This window comes from Bradyrhizobium sp. USDA 372 (assembly GCF_053629095.1).
Genome location: NZ_JBRJHR010000001.1, coordinates 802,204 through 819,401, shown reverse-complemented (window position 1 = coordinate 819,401; position 17,198 = coordinate 802,204). Strand labels below are relative to the sequence as shown.

The window sequence follows — 17,198 nt, the reverse complement described above, 5'->3', positions numbered from 1 at the left end:
GTCATTGCGAGGAGCCCTTGCGACGAAGCAATCCAGTCTGTCTCCGCGGAAGGATTCTGGATTGCTTCGCTGCGCTCGCAATGACGGCTGTGGCTAGCACCGCGCCGCCGCTTCATCTCCCACCATGTCCGGCTGCCGGTCCAGTCCCACCGCCGGTGACAGCAGGATCACCAGCGCCTGCACGCCGAACACGGCCGCAGCGAGATAGAGGCACGCTTCCGCGCTCCAGAAGCCGCCGACGATCGCGCCCAGCGCCGAGCCGAGCGGGCGGGCGCCGTAGCTCATGATGTTGATGGCGGAGACGCGGCCGAGCAGGCGCGGCGGCGTCACGGACTGGCGCAGCGTCGTGGTCGAGATCACCCACAGGATCGGGCCAACGCCGAGCAGGAAGAAGCTCAAGCCGGCAAGCCAGGGCGAGGGGACCAGCACCGTCGATGCCATCACCAGGGCGGCGACGAAGCCGCTGACGGGGCCGAGCCCCACCACGGTGCCAAAGGCGATGCGCTGCATCACGCGCGTGGCAAGGAGCGCGCCGATCACCATGCCGACGCCGTACATCGTCAGCACCGTGCCGACACCGGCAGCGCTCAGGCCGAGATGGCGCACGGCGTAGGGCACGAGCACCGCGATCTGCAGGAACCAGCCGGTGTTGAAGATGAACTGGGTGATGAACACCGGCCGCAGGAGCGGATGGTGAAACACGAAGGCCGCGCCTTCGCGGACGTCCTGGAGCGGATCCCGCCGCGGCGCCGGCGCGCGCGCGGGCTCGTAGATGCCGGACAGCAGCACGACGGCAATGGCCGAGAGCGCCGCGGCAAAGCCGAACGCCGGGCTCGCGCCCCACCATCCCACCAGCGCACCGCCGAGTGCGGGGCCGCTGGCGAAGGCGATGGTGCGCGCCAGCTCGATGCGCGCATTCGCTGCCGGCAGCAGGTCGGAGCTCACCAGCGCCGGCACCAGCGCCGGCGCCGCCACGCTGTAGACGACGGTGCCGCACACGGCGGCGAAGCCGAGCAGGGCCAGCAGCGGCAGATTGAGCGCCCCCAGCGCGAGCAGGAGCACGACGGCCGCGAGCGCCACGGCCCGCAGCGCCTCGGCGCTCGCCATCAGCCTGCGGCGGGAGATGCGGTCTGCGAGCACGCCGGCGGGGATGGCGAACAGGACGAAAGGCAGGGTGAGCGCGGTCTGCAGCAGGCCGGTCTGCCCTTCGGCCACCCCCAGCGTCAGCACGGCGACGATGGGCGCTGCCGCGAGCGCAATCTGCTCGGCCGACTGCGCGGCGAGATTGGACCAGGCGAGGCGGTTGAAGGTGTCAGGGAGGCGAGGCGGCGTTGACATGGCGCATATCCTGCAAAGGCGAATTTGCGCCAATGTTCGCCCCCGACGACCACCAAACCAACCCGCTTCCCGACAAGAGGCGATTTCCCCATGCTCCGCGGCGGGAACACTTGCCGCTAGATGCAGTTGCAAATGAGTTGCAATAAGAACGAAGTTGGGTATTCTGCCGACATGGATGCCCGATCACCCCACATGACTCCCGACCTCGCCGGCTGGCGCGCTGATGCGCCCACCACCAAGAGCCTCGCTGAGGTTAATTCCACAGTCGCCATTCCCGCCGCGGGCCGCTGGTGGCGGCGGCTGCTGGCCTTCGTCGGGCCGGGGTACCTCGTCTCGGTCGGCTACATGGACCCCGGAAATTGGGCGACCGACCTCGCCGGCGGGTCGAAGTTCGGCTACACGCTGCTCTCCGTCATCCTGCTCTCGAATTTGATGGCGATCCTGCTCCAGTCGCTGGCGGCGCGGCTTGGCATTGTCACCGACCGCGATCTCGCCCAGGCCTGCCGCGCCACCTATTCGCCGGCGGTGAACTTCCTGCTCTGGCTCGCCTGCGAGGCGGCGATCATCGCCTGCGATCTCGCCGAGGTGATCGGCACGGCGATCGCGCTGAAGCTGCTGTTCGGCATTCCGCTGATCGGCGGCGCATTGCTCGCAGCCCTCGACGCTTTCCTGCTGCTGCTGCTGATGAACCGCGGTTTCCGCTTCCTGGAGGCTTTCGTCATCGCGCTGCTGGCGGTGATCGCGGTCTGCTTCGTGGTTCAAATCGCGGCGGCGGCTCCGCCGGTGGCGGAGGTCTTGCGCGGCTTCGTGCCGAAGAGCGAGATCTTCACCAATTCCGACATGCTCTACATCGCGATCGGCATCATCGGCGCCACCGTGATGCCGCATAACCTCTACCTGCACTCCTCGATCGTGCAGACGCGCGCCTATGAGCGTAACGACACCGGCCGGCGCGAAGCGATCAAATGGGCGACGACGGACTCGACCATCGCACTGATGCTGGCGCTGTTCATCAATGCAGCGATCCTCGTCGTGGCCGCCGCGACCTTCCACAAAAGCGGTCATTCCGACGTCGCCGAGATCGGACAGGCCTTCGAGCTGTTGTCGCCGTTGCTCGGGCTCGGCATCGCCTCGACGCTGTTCGCGGTGGCGCTGCTCGCCTCGGGCCTCAATTCGACGGTCACCGCGACGCTCGCCGGCCAGATCGTGATGGAGGGCTTTCTCAACCTGCGCCTGCCCAGCTGGGCGCGCCGCCTGCTCACGCGCGGCATTGCCATTGTCCCCGTGATCATCGTCACGGCGATCTATGGCGAGCGCGGCACGGCGGATTTGCTGGTGTTCAGCCAGGTCGTGCTGTCAATGCAGCTGCCTTTTGCGGTGATCCCGCTGGTCCGCTTCGTCTCCGACCGCCGCAAGATGGGCCAGTTTGCGATACCGACATCGGTCGCCGCGGTCGCCTGGATCGTCGCCGGCGTTATCGTGATTTTGAACGTGAAGCTGCTGGCCGATACGCTGTTCGGCTGAGTGGCGCCGCCACGTTGCTGTCATCGCCCGCGAAGGCGGGCGATCCAGTACTCCGTGAGGCCTGCGATAGAACCGAGAAGCTGCGGCGTGCTGGATGCCCCGCCTTCGCGGGGCATGACGGAGAGCGAGTGCGCGTTAGCTGAGCTTAGTCCTGCGGCTCGGATGCCGTATCGCCCTGAGCATCGACCCGAAGCCAGCCTGACGGGGCAAGGCGCTGCTGCGGCAGGAAGCGGGCCTTGTAGTCCATCTTCTTGGAGCCCTCGATCCAGTAGCCGAGATAGACGTAAGGCAGGCCCTGACGTCGCGCGCGCGCGATGTGGTCGAGGATCATGAAGGTGCCCATCGAGCGGCTGACCTGGCCAGGATCGAAGAACGAATAGACCATCGACAGGCCGTCGCTGAGGACGTCCGTGAGCGCTACCGCGATCAGCTCCTCGCCGCGGCCGGTGATGCCGCTGTCGGGACCGCGCTTGCGGTATTCGATGATGCGGGTCTCGACATGGCTGTCCTCGACCATCATGGCGTAGTCGAGCACGGTCATGTCGGCCATGCCGCCGTGGCGGTGGCGGGCGTCGAGATAGGCGCGGAACACCGAATATTGCTCGGAGGTCGGCACTGCGCTGCGCTGCTCGCCGATGATGTCGGCGTTGCGGGCCATCACCTTGCGGAAGTTGCGCGAGGGGCGGAACTCGTTGGCGATGACCCGGACCGAGACGCAGGCCCGGCACTGGTCGCAGGCCGGCCGGTAGGCGATCGACTGGCTGCGGCGGAAGCCGCCATGGGTCAGCAGGTCGTTGAGATCACCGGCGCGGTCCCCCACGAGGTGCGTGAACACCTTGCGCTCATGCCGGCCCGGCAAATACGGGCAGGGGGAGGGCGCCGTGAGGTAAAATTGTGGGGTGTCGCGCGAGTGCTGGGTCAAGGGACGTCGTGGGCCTCCAAAACAGGCATCAGCATCGCGCTCCAGAAGCCCCCGGTCAATCGATTAGCTCACCACGTCCGCGCCGCCTGGGGTGCGGGTATGCGAACCGAATTGTTGATTACGACCGTTCCCAGCACGAAGTCGTGCAACAGGCGACGGCGGCCGTTGAACAGGCCGACCAGCACCACGAATGGCGACAGGAACGAGACCGTCACCCAGAACAGCACGGCATGGGTGGCGCCGAGCACGAAATAGCCAGGCGCGCCGTACCAGGTGCGCAGCTCCAGGTCCATCAGGCGCATGCCGACCGTGGCGGAGGACGGACCGCCGATGCTGGCGCCGTAATAGACGATGGCCCAGATCACGGAGGCCGGCCAGGCGATCCAGAACAGCGCCCAGCCGATGCCGAGGGTGACCACGCCGAACAAGGCGATGAAGATGTAGCCGAGGATCACCGGGACCGAGATCACGACCATGTCGATCAGGAAGGCGAACACCCGCCGCGTCGCGACGCCCCGGAACAGGTCCGGATGCAGTGCGGGGTCAAAGGCATGCGGTTGCATGGCGCCGTCATTGCGCCAGGCGCCGCCGTCATTTGGCGAACCAGAATATGACACGAGCTTCCCCTTCCGCTTTTGGATATCTCACCGCAGCACATGGGAACAGCCAGGCCGCACGCCAAGGCTGTCGGCCCAGTACCACCGCAAAATATTCCGGCGATTCGGCGGCCGTGGCCGCTTGCGCGGTCCGTGATTTGCACCATGCTGGGGCGGGGTGATCCCTCACAGGAACGATTTTCAATGGATCGTCAGATCGAATTGCGTTGCCGCTGTGGCGGGGTCTGCGCCGTCGTCACGGGCGTGTCGCGGCAGACCGTCAATCGCGTGGTCTGCTACTGCGACGACTGCCAGGCCTTTGCACACCAGCTCGGTCGCGCCGATCTGTTGAATGCGAAAGGCGGCAGCGACATTGTCCAGGTCGCGCCATCGACGCTTACATTCGTGCAGGGGCAGGACCGGATCGCGGGGGTGCGGCTGACCCCGAAAGGCCTTTATCGATGGTATGCAAGCTGCTGCAACACACCGGTCGGCAACACCCTTTCGCCGAGCATTCCCTTCGTCGGCATCATCGCGCAGGCGTTCGAGGGTGGCACGCCGGCGGTCGACGAAGTCGCGGGAGCGCCGATCGGCGCCATTCTCGGCAAGTACGCGGTCGGCGAGCCACCAGCGGGCGCGACGGGACTTAATCTTTCTCTCATCCTGCGCGCCATCGGCAAGGTGCTGGCATGGAAGCTGCGGGGGAAGGCATCGCCGCATCCGTTCTTCAAGCGGGCGACGCGCGAGCCGATCTATCCAATCACCGTGCTGTCGCGCGAGCAGCGCGAGGCGCTGCGTCCGTTGTGCGGGCCTCAGCCGAACGCGCAAGCGGCGGGTTGAGTGTTGCAGCGGTAAGGTGCGGGCAACTCTGCCCTCGCGTCCCGACAAGCGCCGCGCAGAGCCGGGACCCGGACGCCCGCAAGTGGGATCAAGCCTGGGCCCGCAGCTTCTCCGCGGCCTTCGGCGCAAAATAGCTCAGCACGCCGTCGGCGCCGGCGCGCTTGAAGGCGAGCAGGCTTTCCATCATGGCGCGGTCGCCGTCGAGCCAGCCGTTGTTCGCGGCCGCGGCGATCATCGCGTATTCGCCGGAGACCTGATAGGCGAAGGTCGGCATCGCGAACGTGTCCTTCACGCGGCGGACCACGTCGAGATAGGGCATGCCGGGCTTCACCATCACCATGTCGGCACCCTCGGCGATGTCGAGCTCGACCTCGCGCAGCGCTTCATCGGTGTTGGCGCTGTCCATCTGATAGGTGCGCTTGTCGCCGGTGAGCGTCTTGGCCGAGCCGATGGCGTCACGGAACGGGCCATAAAAGGCGGAGGCGTATTTGGCCGCATAGGCCATGATCTGCACGTCGAGCAGGCCGGCGCGGTCCAGCCCCTCGCGGATCGCGGCGACGCGGCCGTCCATCATGTCGGAGGGCGCGATGATGTCGCAGCCGGCTTCGGCCTGCACCAGCGCCTGGCGCACCAGCACGGCGACCGTCTCATCGTTCAAAATCTTGCCGTCGGAGATCAGGCCGTCATGGCCGTGGCTGGTGAAGGGATCGAGCGCGACGTCGCAGAGGATTCCGATCTCCGGAAACTCCTTCTTGATCGCGCGCACGGCCTGGCAGACCAGGTTGTTCGGGTTGGTGGCTTCGGAGCCTTCCTCGTCGCGCAGGGAGGGATCGGTGTAGGGAAACAGCGCGATGCAGGGAATGGTCAGCTTCATGGCGCGCTCGGCCTCGCGCACGGCCTGATCGACGCTGAGGCGGTCGACGCCGGGCATCGAGGCGACCTGCTCGCGCTTGTTGGTGCCGTCGATCAGGAACAGCGGCCAGATCAGATCGTCGGTGGTGAGGACGTTCTCGCGCACCATTCGCCGGGCCCACTCGGCCTTGCGGTTGCGGCGCGGACGAACGGTCAGATCGAGGGCATGCGGCACTGCCGTGCTGTCCCGGCGCGAAACGTCGCGCAATTCGATCGGACGTCCGTATTTGATCGCCATTACTCTTCCTCCGGCTGGAATTATTCTTATACCAGCTCGCACGGTTCCCGTCACCGCGGCTTGACCTGCCGCAAGGGATGGCAGGCGATTGATTTTGCGGGCCGAAGCAGCCAGAAGGGGCCATGTCCGAGATCTCCACCCGCGATACGGCCCAGGGCGGCGTCAATGCCAGGGACGCTGCCCGAGAGAGTGCACTCTCAGTCGAGGCGATCTCCTCGGAGCGCTCGGAGTCCGACGACAATGTCTGGACCCGCCGACTGGTGCTTTTCCTGCGGGTGATGGCGCTGCTCTCGATCCTCAAAGGCCTCTATCACTGGGCGCAGGTCACGGGCTTCGTTGGCGGCGAGGACGAGGCGTTCGAGAACCAGTCGATGGCCTGGCAGGCCGCGACCGTCTACTTCGCCGTGATCGAGCTCGTCGCCGCCGTCGGCCTCTGGCTGGCAACGCCATGGGGCGCGGTGGTGTGGCTGACGACCGTGGTGTCGATGGCCGTGATCGAGCTGATGTTCCCGGGGATCTACGGCGGCAGCCTCGTCGTGGTCGGCGTCGAGGTCTTCATGCTCGCCGCATATCTCGCGCTCGCCTGGATGGCCGCGCGCGAGCGGCCGCCGTAGCGCGGCAACGGCTTGGATAGATGCTCTCGTGCCCCGGACGCAGCGCGCCGCGCTTGCGGCGTGATGCGTTGCAGAGCCGGGGCCCATCTCTCCGACATCTCGTTTGTGGCTTTGGGTCCCGGATCTTCGCTTCGCTCGTCCGGGACACGAGCGGAGTTGTGCGCGTTTGGTTGACCGCTGGTTGCCTAAAATTCGCGGTAAGTTTTCATTGACCAGCCGGTTCCGCCACAGCTCTTACGCATGCGTTTCGAAACAGGGCGGGGCTGTTCTGGAATGCGACAACAGGGGCGGACGGAGGGTGAACAGGACCTTGCGAAGGTCAACAGAGGCTTTCGAAAAGTGCTTGTGGCACAGGCTTAATGCGCAATTCACTGTCTTAAATTCATGATCTCTTTATTCTCTTATTTAAGCCGATCTTCAAACGCGCCCCTTAAGTTGCAGCTATCAGACGGGACACAAGTTTCGTCGAATAAGTGTCGATAAAAACGACAACAGGGGAAGTGTCATGATGAAAGCCGTCGCAACTGCGGCAGATACCGCAGAGCGCGTCTCCGGCCAGCAGGGTTCGGTGCAGTCGCTCTATCTGGAAGCTTTGACTCTGGTGGAGCGGCTGCATCGCCGTCTCCTCGACGTGATCAAGGATGAATTCGATCGCCGCGGCCGTGCGGACATCAACTCGGTCCAGGCGCTCTTGCTCTACAACATCGGCGACAAGGAGCTGACCGCGGGCGAATTGCGCACGCGCGGTTACTATCTCGGCTCCAACGTCTCCTACAATCTGAAGAAGCTCGTCGAGCTCGGCTTCCTCGATCATCAGCGCTCGCGCGTCGATCGCCGCTCGGTGCGCATCCGACTGACCCCGCAGGGCCAGGAAGTCCGTCGCATCGTCGACGCGCTCTACCAGAAGCACGTCAAGACGGTGGAGCAGGTCGGCGGCATCTCCGGCGACGAGTTCGCGACCCTCAACAAGTCGCTGCACCGTCTCGAGCGGTTCTGGACCGACCAGATCCTCTATCGCCTCTGAGTTTAAATGGGATCAGGGCGATGCCGGCCCGCAACAAGACCGGCAGCCCTCCCGAACGTGCCTGACTTCCCCAAGCGCGCCGGTCCGGAGTTGCCCCCGGACCGGTGCGTTGATGTTTTTGCACCTGCGAAAAAATCCCTGGCTGCCTGGAACCAGTTCCCGGCTCGGCGCTTATCTCCTTCGGATCGGAGAAACGTCGATGCTGGTCGAGCGCGGGCTTCAGGTGATGAACGTGGAACTCGTCAGCGAGGCCTATGCCATCGCCGCGAACTACCTTCGCCGCTCCGGGGCGATCCCGGACACTCTCGCCACCGATGAACGCCTGCTCGGCCTGATCGTCAAGCTGCTTCAACAGGGCGAATTCAACAAGATCAGGCTGGCCAACAAGGCCATCGCCCGGTTCCAGGCGCAGACCGAGGCCAGAGCGGTTGCCTGATCAAAACCCCCAAGATCCCGACGAACCAGAGGATGCCATGGAAGCCGCCATCGACCGCATCATGCAGACCTATGACCTGCTCGCCAACCGCACCGCGGCGGCCAGCGCCGAGGCGCGTGAAAAGGTCACGAATTACCTCAATATCCTGATGGAGGCCGGCGAGACCGACACCCACAGGTTGACCGTCTGCGGCCTGACCTATCTGCGCCAGCTCGACGGCAGCGTCGACCCGGTGAAAGCGGGGTATACGGGGCTGTGAGGAGGGCGCTGGCTGCGCCCGATGGGCAGCTGGCAAAAGATGAGGCCCAAAGCGGCCCCACCCGGATATTGATGGGCAGGGGTCTTGCAAAACCGCTCCCGGGCTGACCCCCCAATCCCACCATATCTTGCATAAATATCAGGCCCGACCCGCAAATGCTTGGCCTGTTGCGGGCGATGTGGTAGATCGCGCGTGCTTCCGACCGCCACACCAGACCCGCCCGTAGCCCGCCAAAAGGCTGCGGCGGTGGAGATATTCGCAAGATGACCCTCGCAAAAACCGCCTCCGCGCCCGATTCGTTTTTCACCGCCTCGCTCGAGCAGGCCGATCCGGAAATCGCCGCCGCCATCAAGGGCGAGCTCGGCAGGCAGCGCCACGAGGTCGAGTTGATCGCCTCCGAGAACATCGTCAGCCGGGCCGTGCTGGAAGCGCAGGGTTCGGTCATGACCAACAAATACGCGGAAGGTTATCCGGGCGCGCGCTACTATGGCGGTTGTGAGTGGGTCGACGTCGCCGAGAACCTTGCGATCGATCGCGCCAAGAAGCTGTTCGGCGCCAATTTCGCCAACGTGCAGCCGAACTCCGGCAGTCAGATGAACCAGGCGGTGTTCCTGGCGCTGCTGCAGCCCGGCGACACCTTCATGGGTCTCGATCTCGCGGCCGGCGGCCATCTCACCCATGGCTCGCCCGTCAACATGAGCGGCAAGTGGTTCAAGGCCGCGCACTACACGGTGCGCCGCGAGGACCAGATCATCGACATGGACGCGGTGGCCAAGCAGGCCGAGCAGGTCAAGCCGAAGCTGATCATCGCCGGCGGCTCCGCCTATTCGCGCGCCTGGGATTTCAAGCGCTTCCGCGAGATCGCCGACAGCGTCGGCGCCTACCTCCTGGTCGACATGGCGCATTTCGCCGGGCTCGTCGCCGGCGGCGTGCATGCTTCGCCCGTGCCGTATGCGCACGTCACCACCACCACGACGCACAAGTCGCTGCGCGGTCCGCGCGGCGGCCTCATGCTGTGGAATGACGAGACGCTGACCAAGAAGCTCAACTCGGCGATCTTCCCGGGCCTGCAGGGCGGTCCCCTGATGCACGTGATCGCGGCTAAGGCGGTCGCCTTCGGCGAGGCGCTGCGTCCGGACTTCAAGGTCTACGCCAAGAACATCGTCGAGAACGCCAAGGCCTTGGCCGAGACCCTGAAGGGTCATGGTCTCGACATCGTCTCCGGCGGCACCGACAATCATCTGATGCTGGTCGATCTCAGGCCGAAGGGCCTGAAGGGCAACGTCTCGGAGAAGGCGCTGGTCCGCGCGGCCATCACCTGCAACAAGAACGGCATTCCGTTCGATCCGGAATCGCCCTTCGTCACCTCGGGCATTCGGCTCGGCACGCCGGCTGCGACCAGCCGCGGGTTCGGCGTCGCCGAATTCCAGCAGGTCGGCGGCATGATCGCCGAGGTCCTCAACGCGATCGCGCAATCCTCCGACGGCAAGGCGCCGCTGGTGGAGGCTGCGATCAAGGAACGGGTCAAGGCGCTCACCGACCGGTTCCCGATCTATCAGTAAGGTCCAAGAAAACCTTTCAAGGTACACGGATGCGCTGCCCGAACTGCAACAGTCTCGATACGCAGGTAAAGGACTCGCGTCCGACCGAGGACTCGTCCGTGATCCGCAGGCGGCGCGTGTGCGTCGCCTGCAATTTCCGCTTCACCACCTTCGAGCGCGTGCAGCTGCGTGAGCTCACGGTGATCAAGCGCAACGGCCGCCGCGTGCCGTTCGACCGCGACAAGCTGATGCGCTCGGTCCAGATCTCACTTCGCAAGCGGCAGGTCGAGCCGGAGCGGGTCGAGAAGATGGTCTCCACCATCGTGCGCGAGCTAGAGACCGGAGGCGAGGCCGAGATCTCCTCGGAGGTGATCGGCGAGACCGTGATGGAGCATCTGCGCACGCTCGACGACGTCGCCTATGTTCGCTTTGCCTCGGTCTACCGCAATTTCCGCGAGGCCAAGGATTTCGCCGACGTGCTCGGCGAGCTCTCCGGTGAGGAGGAAGCGCGGCTCGCCGCGATCCGCAAATGATCTTCCGCATCCTGGAAGACCAGTTCGCGCAGAAGGCCCGCGAGGCCAAGGATGCTGATCGCCGTTTCATGGAGCTGGCGCTCGCGCTGGGCAGGCGCGGGCAGGGGCGGACCTGGCCCAATCCGGCCGTGGGCGCCGTCATCGTCAAGGATGGCGTCATCGTCGGCCGCGGCTGGACGCAGCCGGGCGGACGGCCGCATGGCGAGCCCGAAGCGTTGCGGCGCGCCGGCGAGGCTGCGCTGGGCGCCACGCTCTATGTCACGCTGGAGCCGTGCTCGCATTTCGGCAAGTCGCCGCCTTGCGCCGATGCGGTGATCGCCGCCGGCATCACGCGGGTGGTGGCGGCGATCGAGGACCCCAATCCGGAAGTGGCGGGGCAGGGCCATGCGCGCCTGCGCGCTGCCGGCATCACGGTGGATGTCGGTCTTTGCGCGGCGGAGGCCGCGTTCGACCATGCCGGCCATTTCCGCCGCATCCGGGACAAGCGTCCGCATGTGATCCTGAAGCTCGCGGTCTCGCCCCACGGCAAGATCGGTGCGGCCGGCGGCAAGCCGCTTGCGATCACGGGCGAGGCGGCACGCAATCGCGTGCATCTGCTCCGCGCGCAAAGCGACGCCATCCTGGTCGGCATCGGCACGGTGATGGCGGATGATCCGCAGCTCAACTGCCGCCTGCCGGGCATGGCGGAGCGCTCGCCGGTGCGTGTGGTGCTCGACCGCAGCCTGCGCATACCCGCATCGAGCCAGCTGGTTCGATCCGCGCGCGAGACGCCGCTTTGGGTGATCGCGTCCGAGCTTGCGGAAGCGGCCGCCGCGACACGCCTTGGCGCGGCCGGTGCGCAAATCATGCGCATGCCTCCGGGGAGTGCATCCGGGCTCGATCTGGCGATCGTGCTGCAGGCGCTGGGAGAGAAGGGCATCACGCGGCTGATGGTCGAGGGCGGCAGCCGCGTTGCGGCGTCCTTCGTCGCGGCCGATCTCGTCGACGAGATCTGGCTGTTCCGCGGCGCGGAAGCGGTCGGCGATGGCGGCGTCGATGCGCTCGATGCATTGCCCCTGTCGAAAATCACGCAGTCGCCGGCCTACAAGGTTCATGCTAGCGAGACCTACGGCAAGGATACTCTCACCATCTACGAGCGCGCGTAATGTTCACCGGCATTGTCACCGATATCGGCGAGATCGTCAGCTTCACGCCAACGGCGCAGGGCCAGCTGCACCGGCTCCGCATCGCCTGCCGCTACGATCAGAGCACGATTGCGGACGGCGCCTCGATCGCCTGCAACGGCGTCTGCCTGACCGTGGTCGCCTCGGGCGTTGCGGACGGCAGGGACTCTAAGCAAAGGACCTGGTTCGAGGTCGATACCGCGGCCGAGACGCTGGCGCTGACGACGGCCAAGCACTGGAGGGTCGGGACGAAGCTCAACCTCGAGCGCGCGCTGAAGATCGGCGATGAGCTCGGCGGCCATATCGTCGCCGGCCACGCCGACGGCATTGCAACCATCGTCAGCCGCGAGGACTTGCCGGATATGGCGCGGTTCGTGCTCTCGACGACGCGGGAGCTGGCACGATTCATCGCCACCAAGGGCTCGATCACGCTCGACGGCGTCTCGCTGACGATCAATACGGTTGCAGACGTGACCTTTTCGGTGCTCATCATTCCGCACACGCTTGATGTCACGACGATCGGCAGCTGGAAGGCGGGCTCCGAGGTCAATATCGAGGTCGATTTGATGGCCCGGTATGCGGCGCGACTGACGGAAATGACGGTCTCTTAGAACTTGGCTTACATGCTGCCGGCGACTACATAGCGCCGACCCCATTCGAAACGGATTGAACGATGGCAGACGCGCGGCGCGCACCCCTGAAGGACCAGACCGACATTTCCGGCGCGCGCGCGCTTGTAGTCGAGGCAAGGTTCTATGACGATCTCCAGGACGCGCTGCTGGATGGCGCAGTCGCCGAGTTGAAGGCAGCCGGCCTGACGCACGACGTCATCACGGTTCCCGGTGCGCTGGAGATCCCAGCGGCAGTGGCCATCGCGGTCGATGCCGCCGCGGCGAACGGCAAGCCGTATGACGCGGTGATCGCGCTCGGCTGCGTGATCCGCGGCGACACCATCCATTTCGAGATCGTCTCGCAGGAATCCTCGCGCGCGCTGATGGACCTCGCGGTGGCGCGAAAGCTGCCGCTCGGTAACGGCATCCTCACCGTCAACACCGAGGCGCAGGCCTGGGCGCGGGCGCGCGCCAGCGAGCTCAACAAGGGCGGCGATGCCGCGCGCGCCGCGCTTGCGATGCTGCGCATCAAACGCCGCCTGGCGCAGGCCTGAAGCCATGGCTGAGATCAAGAAACCGGCGGGCGTTCCGGAGAAGAAGGCGAACCGGCGCGGTGCGGCACGGCTCGCGGCCGTGCAGGCGCTGTATCAGATGGACATCGCCGGTGCGGGCATCAACGATATCTTTGCCGAGTTCGAAAGCCATTGGCTCGGCAACGAGGTCGAGGGCGACACCTATCTGCCGGCGGAAGCTGCCTTTTTCCGCGACGTCGTCTCCGGCGTCGTACGCGACCAGAAGAAGCTCGATCCCCTGATCGACGAGGCGCTGTCGAAGGGCTGGCCGCTCAAGCGGATCGAGGCGATCCTGCGGGCGGTGCTGCGGGCCGGAGCCTATGAGCTCCAGCACCGCAAGGACGTGCCCGGCCGGGTGGTGGTCTCCGAATATGTCGACGTCGCCAACGCCTTCGTCGATCGCGAGGAGACCGGCATGGTCAACGCCGTGCTCGACCAGATCGGCCGGCAGTTTCGCGGCGACGAGTTCGGGCGGGGGTAGTCACACATTCCGCTGTCATCACCCGCGTAAGCGGGTGATCCAGTACGCCGCGGCAGCGGTTATTGAGATCGGCTTCTCGGCGTACTGGATCGCCCGGTCAAGCCGGGCGATGACAGCGGAGGGTGGAGTTGGCGCCGATGACGAACGCACAGGATCCCTCCGGCGAAGACTCCCTCATCGCGCGCTATTTCAAGCCGCTGGCGACCGATCCCGGCGCGTTCGGGCTGGTCGACGACGCTGCGGTCCTGTCCTCGTCCGGCGAGGACGTCGTCGTCACCACCGACGCTATCGTCGAGGGCGTGCATTATCTTGCCGGTGATCCGCCTGACACCATCGCGCGCAAGGCGCTGCGGGTGAACCTGTCCGATCTCGCGGCGAAGGGAGCAACCCCAGCAGGCTTCGTGCTGACGCTGGCGTTGCGCAGCAAGGAGGATGCCTGGCTGCGCCCCTTTGCGGACGCGCTGGGCGAGGACGCCAAGACCTTCGCTTGTCCTCTGCTCGGCGGCGACACGGTGTCGACGCCGGGCCCGCAGATGATCTCGATCACCGCCTTTGGCCGTGTGCCTCGGGGGCGGATGGTCGGCCGGACCGGCGCAACGCCGGGCGACCGCATCCTGGTGACGGGGACGATCGGCGATGCCGCGCTCGGCCTCGACGTGCTCAAAGGCGGCGCTGTGGCCGCCGCGCTGGCATCCGATCCCGCGGCACGGGATTTTCTGGTCTCGCGCTATCGGGTGCCGCAGCCGCGCAACGTGCTGGCGCGGGCGGTGCGCGACCATGCCACCGCAGCGATGGACATCTCCGATGGCCTCGCCGGCGATCTGACCAAGCTCTGCGCCGCGTCCGGGGTCTCGGCCTCGGTCGACGTGACGAGCGTGCCAATCTCGGCCGCGGCGGCCGGCCTGCGCGCCCGCAACGTCGGGTCTGTCGAGACGCTGCTTGCCGGAGGCGATGACTACGAGGTGCTGTGCACCGCTCCGCCGGCACAGTGTGACGCGCTGATTGCCGCGGGGCGGGCCCTGGGCGTTGCCGTGACCGCGATCGGTACGATCACGGAAGGGCAGAAGCCGCCGCGCTTCCTGGATGGTCAGGGCCAGGACCTGCTTTTGACGCGGCTGTCCTACAGCCACTTCTAGCAATTGCTCCAACCCGGCATCTTAGTTCTCAGCACTTGGTCCTAAATACCTGCCGAGATCGGCCTTTTCGGCCTTATCCGGCGTTGCACCCTCAATTTGATTTTGGCAAGCTCGCGGCCGACTGGAGCCGCCCCTTAAGGGCAAGGGGGCGGCTTTGTTCAAAATCAAGGCGCCGCACCGCACGACGGAACACAAAAGGCGCCGGGGGTACATCAAGGAATCTGAGGCAAAAATCACATGACAGCATTATGGTTGATAGTGCTCTGCGGAGCGCTTTCCGTCGCCTACGCGATTTGGGCGACGTCTTCGGTGTTGGGCGCGGATGCGGGGTCGCCGCGCATGCAGGAGATCGCAGGGGCCGTGCGCGAAGGCGCACAGGCGTATCTCCGGCGCCAGTACACCACGATTGGTATCGTCGGCATCGTCATCTTCGTGCTGCTTGCCTATTTCCTCGGGCTCTATGTCGCGATTGGTTTCGCCATCGGCGCGATCCTGTCCGGCGCTGCGGGCTTCATCGGTATGAACGTCTCGGTGCGCGCCAATGTGCGCACCGCCCAGGCTGCGACGACGTCGCTCGCCGGCGGCCTGGAGCTCGCCTTCAAGGCGGGCGCCATCACCGGACTTCTGGTGGCCGGTCTCGCGCTGCTGGGTGTGACCCTCTATTTCGGCTTCCTGGTCCACTCGCTGAAGCTCGCGCCCGATAGCCGTGTCGTCGTCGACGCCCTGGTGGCGCTCGGCTTTGGCGCCTCGCTGATCTCGATCTTCGCCCGTCTCGGCGGCGGCATCTTCACCAAGGGTGCGGACGTCGGCGGCGACCTCGTCGGCAAGGTCGAGGCCGGCATTCCCGAGGACGATCCGCGCAACCCCGCGACCATCGCAGACAACGTCGGTGACAACGTGGGCGACTGCGCCGGCATGGCCGCCGACCTGTTCGAGACCTATGCGGTGACCGCGGTCGCCACCATGGTCCTGGCGGCGATCTTCTTCGCCAAGACGCCGATCCTCGCCAACATGATGACGCTGCCGCTCGCGATCGGCGGCATCTGCATCATCACCTCGATCATCGGCACCTTCTTCGTCAAGCTCGGGCCGAGCCAGTCGATCATGGGCGCGCTCTACAAGGGCCTGATCGCGACCGGCATCCTGTCGCTGATCGGCATCGCCCTGGTGATCTACTACCTGATCGGCTTCGGCAAGCTCGACGGCGTCAACTACACCGGCATGGCGCTGTTCGAGTGCGGCGTGGTCGGTCTCGTCGTCACCGCGCTGATCATCTGGATCACCGAATACTATACCGGGACCGACTATCGTCCGGTGAAGTCGATCGCCCAGTCCTCGGTCACCGGCCACGGCACCAACGTGATCCAGGGCCTCGCCATCTCGATGGAAGCGACCGCGTTGCCTGCGATCGTGATCATCGCCGGCATCCTGGTCACCTACAGCCTCGCCGGGCTGTTCGGCATCGCGATCGCGACCGCCACCATGCTGGCGCTGGCCGGCATGATCGTCGCCCTCGACGCCTTCGGCCCCGTCACCGACAATGCCGGCGGCATTGCCGAAATGGCGGGGCTGCCGAAGGAGGTGCGCAAGTCGACCGACGCGCTCGATGCGGTCGGCAACACCACCAAGGCGGTCACCAAAGGCTACGCGATCGGCTCGGCCGGTCTGGGTGCACTGGTGCTATTCGCGGCCTACAACGAGGACCTCAAGTTCTTCGTGGCCCGCTCCGCGCAGCATCCCTACTTCGCCGGCGTCAATCCGGACTTCTCGCTGAACAATCCCTACGTGGTGGTGGGCCTGCTGTTCGGTGGCCTCCTGCCGTACCTGTTCGGCGCGATGGGCATGACCGCGGTCGGCCGTGCGGCCGGCGCGATCGTCGAGGAGGTTCGTCGCCAGTTCCGCGAGAAGCCGGGCATCATGCAGGGCACCGACAAGCCTGACTATGGCAAGGCGGTCGACCTGCTGACCCGCGCGGCGATCAAGGAGATGATCATCCCCTCGCTGCTGCCGGTGCTCTCGCCGATCGTCGTCTACTTCCTGATTTATGCGATCGCGGGCGGCGGCGCGGCCGGCAAGTCGGCGGCGTTCTCGGCCGTCGGCGCGATGCTGCTCGGTGTGATCGTGACGGGTCTGTTCGTCGCGATCTCCATGACCTCGGGCGGCGGCGCCTGGGACAACGCCAAGAAGTACATCGAGGACGGTCATTTCGGTGGAAAGGGCTCTGATGCCCACAAGTCCGCGGTGACCGGCGACACCGTCGGCGATCCCTACAAGGACACGGCCGGACCTGCGGTGAACCCGATGATCAAGATCACCAACATCGTGGCCCTGCTGCTGCTGGCGATTTTGGCGCACTGAGCGGCGCTGGTGAAAGACAAAACCCCGCGGTGCAAACCGCGGGGTTTTTGTTTTATTGATCCGCCGCACTCACCACGTCATTGCGAGGAGCTCTTGCGAC

General features: G+C 65.7%; 18 protein-coding genes. 14 read left to right on the top strand and 4 right to left on the bottom strand.

Annotated features, from left to right (window positions below):
* Positions 1–93: 93 nt before the first annotated feature.
* On the bottom strand, positions 94–1,338 hold the full coding sequence (locus tag AB7M16_RS03945) for an MFS transporter (RefSeq protein WP_453943190.1): 1,245 nt from the start codon (positions 1,336–1,338) through the stop codon (positions 94–96).
* Between the two features lie 171 nt (positions 1,339–1,509).
* Between AB7M16_RS03945 and AB7M16_RS03940 the strand changes: the two genes are divergently transcribed.
* On the top strand, positions 1,510–2,862 hold the full coding sequence (locus tag AB7M16_RS03940; protein ID WP_453943189.1) for an Nramp family divalent metal transporter: 1,353 nt from the start codon (positions 1,510–1,512) through the stop codon (positions 2,860–2,862).
* Positions 2,863–3,007: 145 nt separating this feature from the next.
* On the opposite strand, the gene AB7M16_RS03935 is transcribed toward AB7M16_RS03940, so the two are convergent.
* On the bottom strand, positions 3,008–3,784 hold the full coding sequence (locus tag AB7M16_RS03935) for an arginyltransferase (protein WP_172783447.1): 777 nt from the start codon (positions 3,782–3,784) through the stop codon (positions 3,008–3,010).
* Between the two features lie 68 nt (positions 3,785–3,852).
* Positions 3,853–4,401, bottom strand: a complete 549-nt coding sequence (locus AB7M16_RS03930) for an RDD family protein (RefSeq protein WP_453943188.1) — start codon at positions 4,399–4,401, stop codon at positions 3,853–3,855.
* A 183-nt stretch (positions 4,402–4,584) separates the two neighbouring features.
* Here AB7M16_RS03930 and AB7M16_RS03925 point away from each other — a divergent pair, with 183 nt between their 5' ends.
* Positions 4,585–5,220: a DUF6151 family protein gene (locus AB7M16_RS03925; protein WP_172783449.1), complete on the top strand. Its 636-nt coding sequence runs from the start codon at positions 4,585–4,587 to the stop codon at positions 5,218–5,220.
* A gap of 88 nt (positions 5,221–5,308) precedes the next feature.
* Here AB7M16_RS03925 and hemB read toward each other — a convergent pair whose 3' ends face one another.
* A complete protein-coding gene (gene hemB / locus AB7M16_RS03920; RefSeq protein WP_172783450.1) occupies positions 5,309–6,370 on the bottom strand; it encodes a porphobilinogen synthase in 1,062 nt (353 codons plus the stop codon).
* 122 nt (positions 6,371–6,492) lie between these two features.
* Here hemB and AB7M16_RS03915 point away from each other — a divergent pair, with 122 nt between their 5' ends.
* The 12 genes from AB7M16_RS03915 (at position 6,493) to AB7M16_RS03860 (ending at position 17,098) form a co-directional block, all read left to right on the top strand.
* Entirely contained in the window at positions 6,493–6,984 is a 492-nt protein-coding gene (locus AB7M16_RS03915; RefSeq protein WP_172783451.1) for a DUF6163 family protein, read from the top strand.
* A gap of 505 nt (positions 6,985–7,489) precedes the next feature.
* Positions 7,490–8,008: a transcriptional regulator LdtR gene (ldtR, locus tag AB7M16_RS03910; protein ID WP_025036696.1), complete on the top strand. Its 519-nt coding sequence runs from the start codon at positions 7,490–7,492 to the stop codon at positions 8,006–8,008.
* A gap of 199 nt (positions 8,009–8,207) precedes the next feature.
* Complete coding sequence (locus tag AB7M16_RS03905) at positions 8,208–8,444, top strand: hypothetical protein (protein ID WP_453943187.1); 237 nt, start codon at positions 8,208–8,210, stop codon at positions 8,442–8,444.
* 37 nt (positions 8,445–8,481) lie between these two features.
* Complete coding sequence (locus tag AB7M16_RS03900; RefSeq protein ID WP_025036694.1) at positions 8,482–8,703, top strand: hypothetical protein; 222 nt, start codon at positions 8,482–8,484, stop codon at positions 8,701–8,703.
* A gap of 263 nt (positions 8,704–8,966) precedes the next feature.
* The gene (glyA, locus tag AB7M16_RS03895; protein ID WP_212255127.1) at positions 8,967–10,265 is read left to right on the top strand and encodes a serine hydroxymethyltransferase; all 1,299 of its coding nucleotides are present in this window, start codon (positions 8,967–8,969) and stop codon (positions 10,263–10,265) included.
* A gap of 29 nt (positions 10,266–10,294) precedes the next feature.
* Positions 10,295–10,777: a transcriptional regulator NrdR gene (nrdR, locus tag AB7M16_RS03890; RefSeq protein WP_011087793.1), complete on the top strand. Its 483-nt coding sequence runs from the start codon at positions 10,295–10,297 to the stop codon at positions 10,775–10,777.
* Positions 10,774–11,922: a bifunctional diaminohydroxyphosphoribosylaminopyrimidine deaminase/5-amino-6-(5-phosphoribosylamino)uracil reductase RibD gene (ribD, locus tag AB7M16_RS03885; RefSeq protein WP_453943186.1), complete on the top strand. Its 1,149-nt coding sequence runs from the start codon at positions 10,774–10,776 to the stop codon at positions 11,920–11,922. The genes nrdR and ribD overlap by 4 nt, the downstream gene beginning before the upstream one ends.
* A complete protein-coding gene (locus AB7M16_RS03880) occupies positions 11,922–12,551 on the top strand; it encodes a riboflavin synthase (RefSeq protein ID WP_453943185.1) in 630 nt (209 codons plus the stop codon). Before ribD ends, AB7M16_RS03880 begins: the two co-directional genes overlap by 1 nt.
* A gap of 62 nt (positions 12,552–12,613) precedes the next feature.
* Positions 12,614–13,105: a 6,7-dimethyl-8-ribityllumazine synthase gene (gene ribH / locus AB7M16_RS03875; protein WP_172783457.1), complete on the top strand. Its 492-nt coding sequence runs from the start codon at positions 12,614–12,616 to the stop codon at positions 13,103–13,105.
* A 4-nt stretch (positions 13,106–13,109) separates the two neighbouring features.
* Complete coding sequence (gene nusB, locus AB7M16_RS03870) at positions 13,110–13,604, top strand: transcription antitermination factor NusB (protein ID WP_172783458.1); 495 nt, start codon at positions 13,110–13,112, stop codon at positions 13,602–13,604.
* A gap of 137 nt (positions 13,605–13,741) precedes the next feature.
* Positions 13,742–14,740, top strand: a complete 999-nt coding sequence (gene thiL, locus AB7M16_RS03865) for a thiamine-phosphate kinase (protein ID WP_453943184.1) — start codon at positions 13,742–13,744, stop codon at positions 14,738–14,740.
* A gap of 237 nt (positions 14,741–14,977) precedes the next feature.
* On the top strand, positions 14,978–17,098 hold the full coding sequence (locus tag AB7M16_RS03860; protein WP_172783460.1) for a sodium-translocating pyrophosphatase: 2,121 nt from the start codon (positions 14,978–14,980) through the stop codon (positions 17,096–17,098).
* Positions 17,099–17,198: the final 100 nt, after the last annotated feature.

Coding starts and splice junctions, on each gene's coding strand:
- AB7M16_RS03945 (WP_453943190.1), bottom strand. CDS start 1,338: ATGTCAACGCCGCCTCGCCTCCCTGACACCTTCAACCGCCTCGCCTGG.
- AB7M16_RS03940 (WP_453943189.1), top strand. CDS start 1,510: ATGGATGCCCGATCACCCCACATGACTCCCGACCTCGCCGGCTGGCGC.
- AB7M16_RS03925 (WP_172783449.1), top strand. CDS start 4,585: ATGGATCGTCAGATCGAATTGCGTTGCCGCTGTGGCGGGGTCTGCGCC.
- hemB (WP_172783450.1), bottom strand. CDS start 6,370: ATGGCGATCAAATACGGACGTCCGATCGAATTGCGCGACGTTTCGCGC.
- AB7M16_RS03915 (WP_172783451.1), top strand. CDS start 6,493: ATGTCCGAGATCTCCACCCGCGATACGGCCCAGGGCGGCGTCAATGCC.
- ldtR (WP_025036696.1), top strand. CDS start 7,490: ATGATGAAAGCCGTCGCAACTGCGGCAGATACCGCAGAGCGCGTCTCC.
- AB7M16_RS03905 (WP_453943187.1), top strand. CDS start 8,208: ATGCTGGTCGAGCGCGGGCTTCAGGTGATGAACGTGGAACTCGTCAGC.
- AB7M16_RS03900 (WP_025036694.1), top strand. CDS start 8,482: ATGGAAGCCGCCATCGACCGCATCATGCAGACCTATGACCTGCTCGCC.
- glyA (WP_212255127.1), top strand. CDS start 8,967: ATGACCCTCGCAAAAACCGCCTCCGCGCCCGATTCGTTTTTCACCGCC.
- nrdR (WP_011087793.1), top strand. CDS start 10,295: ATGCGCTGCCCGAACTGCAACAGTCTCGATACGCAGGTAAAGGACTCG.
- ribD (WP_453943186.1), top strand. CDS start 10,774: ATGATCTTCCGCATCCTGGAAGACCAGTTCGCGCAGAAGGCCCGCGAG.
- AB7M16_RS03880 (WP_453943185.1), top strand. CDS start 11,922: ATGTTCACCGGCATTGTCACCGATATCGGCGAGATCGTCAGCTTCACG.
- ribH (WP_172783457.1), top strand. CDS start 12,614: ATGGCAGACGCGCGGCGCGCACCCCTGAAGGACCAGACCGACATTTCC.
- nusB (WP_172783458.1), top strand. CDS start 13,110: ATGGCTGAGATCAAGAAACCGGCGGGCGTTCCGGAGAAGAAGGCGAAC.
- thiL (WP_453943184.1), top strand. CDS start 13,742: ATGACGAACGCACAGGATCCCTCCGGCGAAGACTCCCTCATCGCGCGC.
- AB7M16_RS03860 (WP_172783460.1), top strand. CDS start 14,978: ATGACAGCATTATGGTTGATAGTGCTCTGCGGAGCGCTTTCCGTCGCC.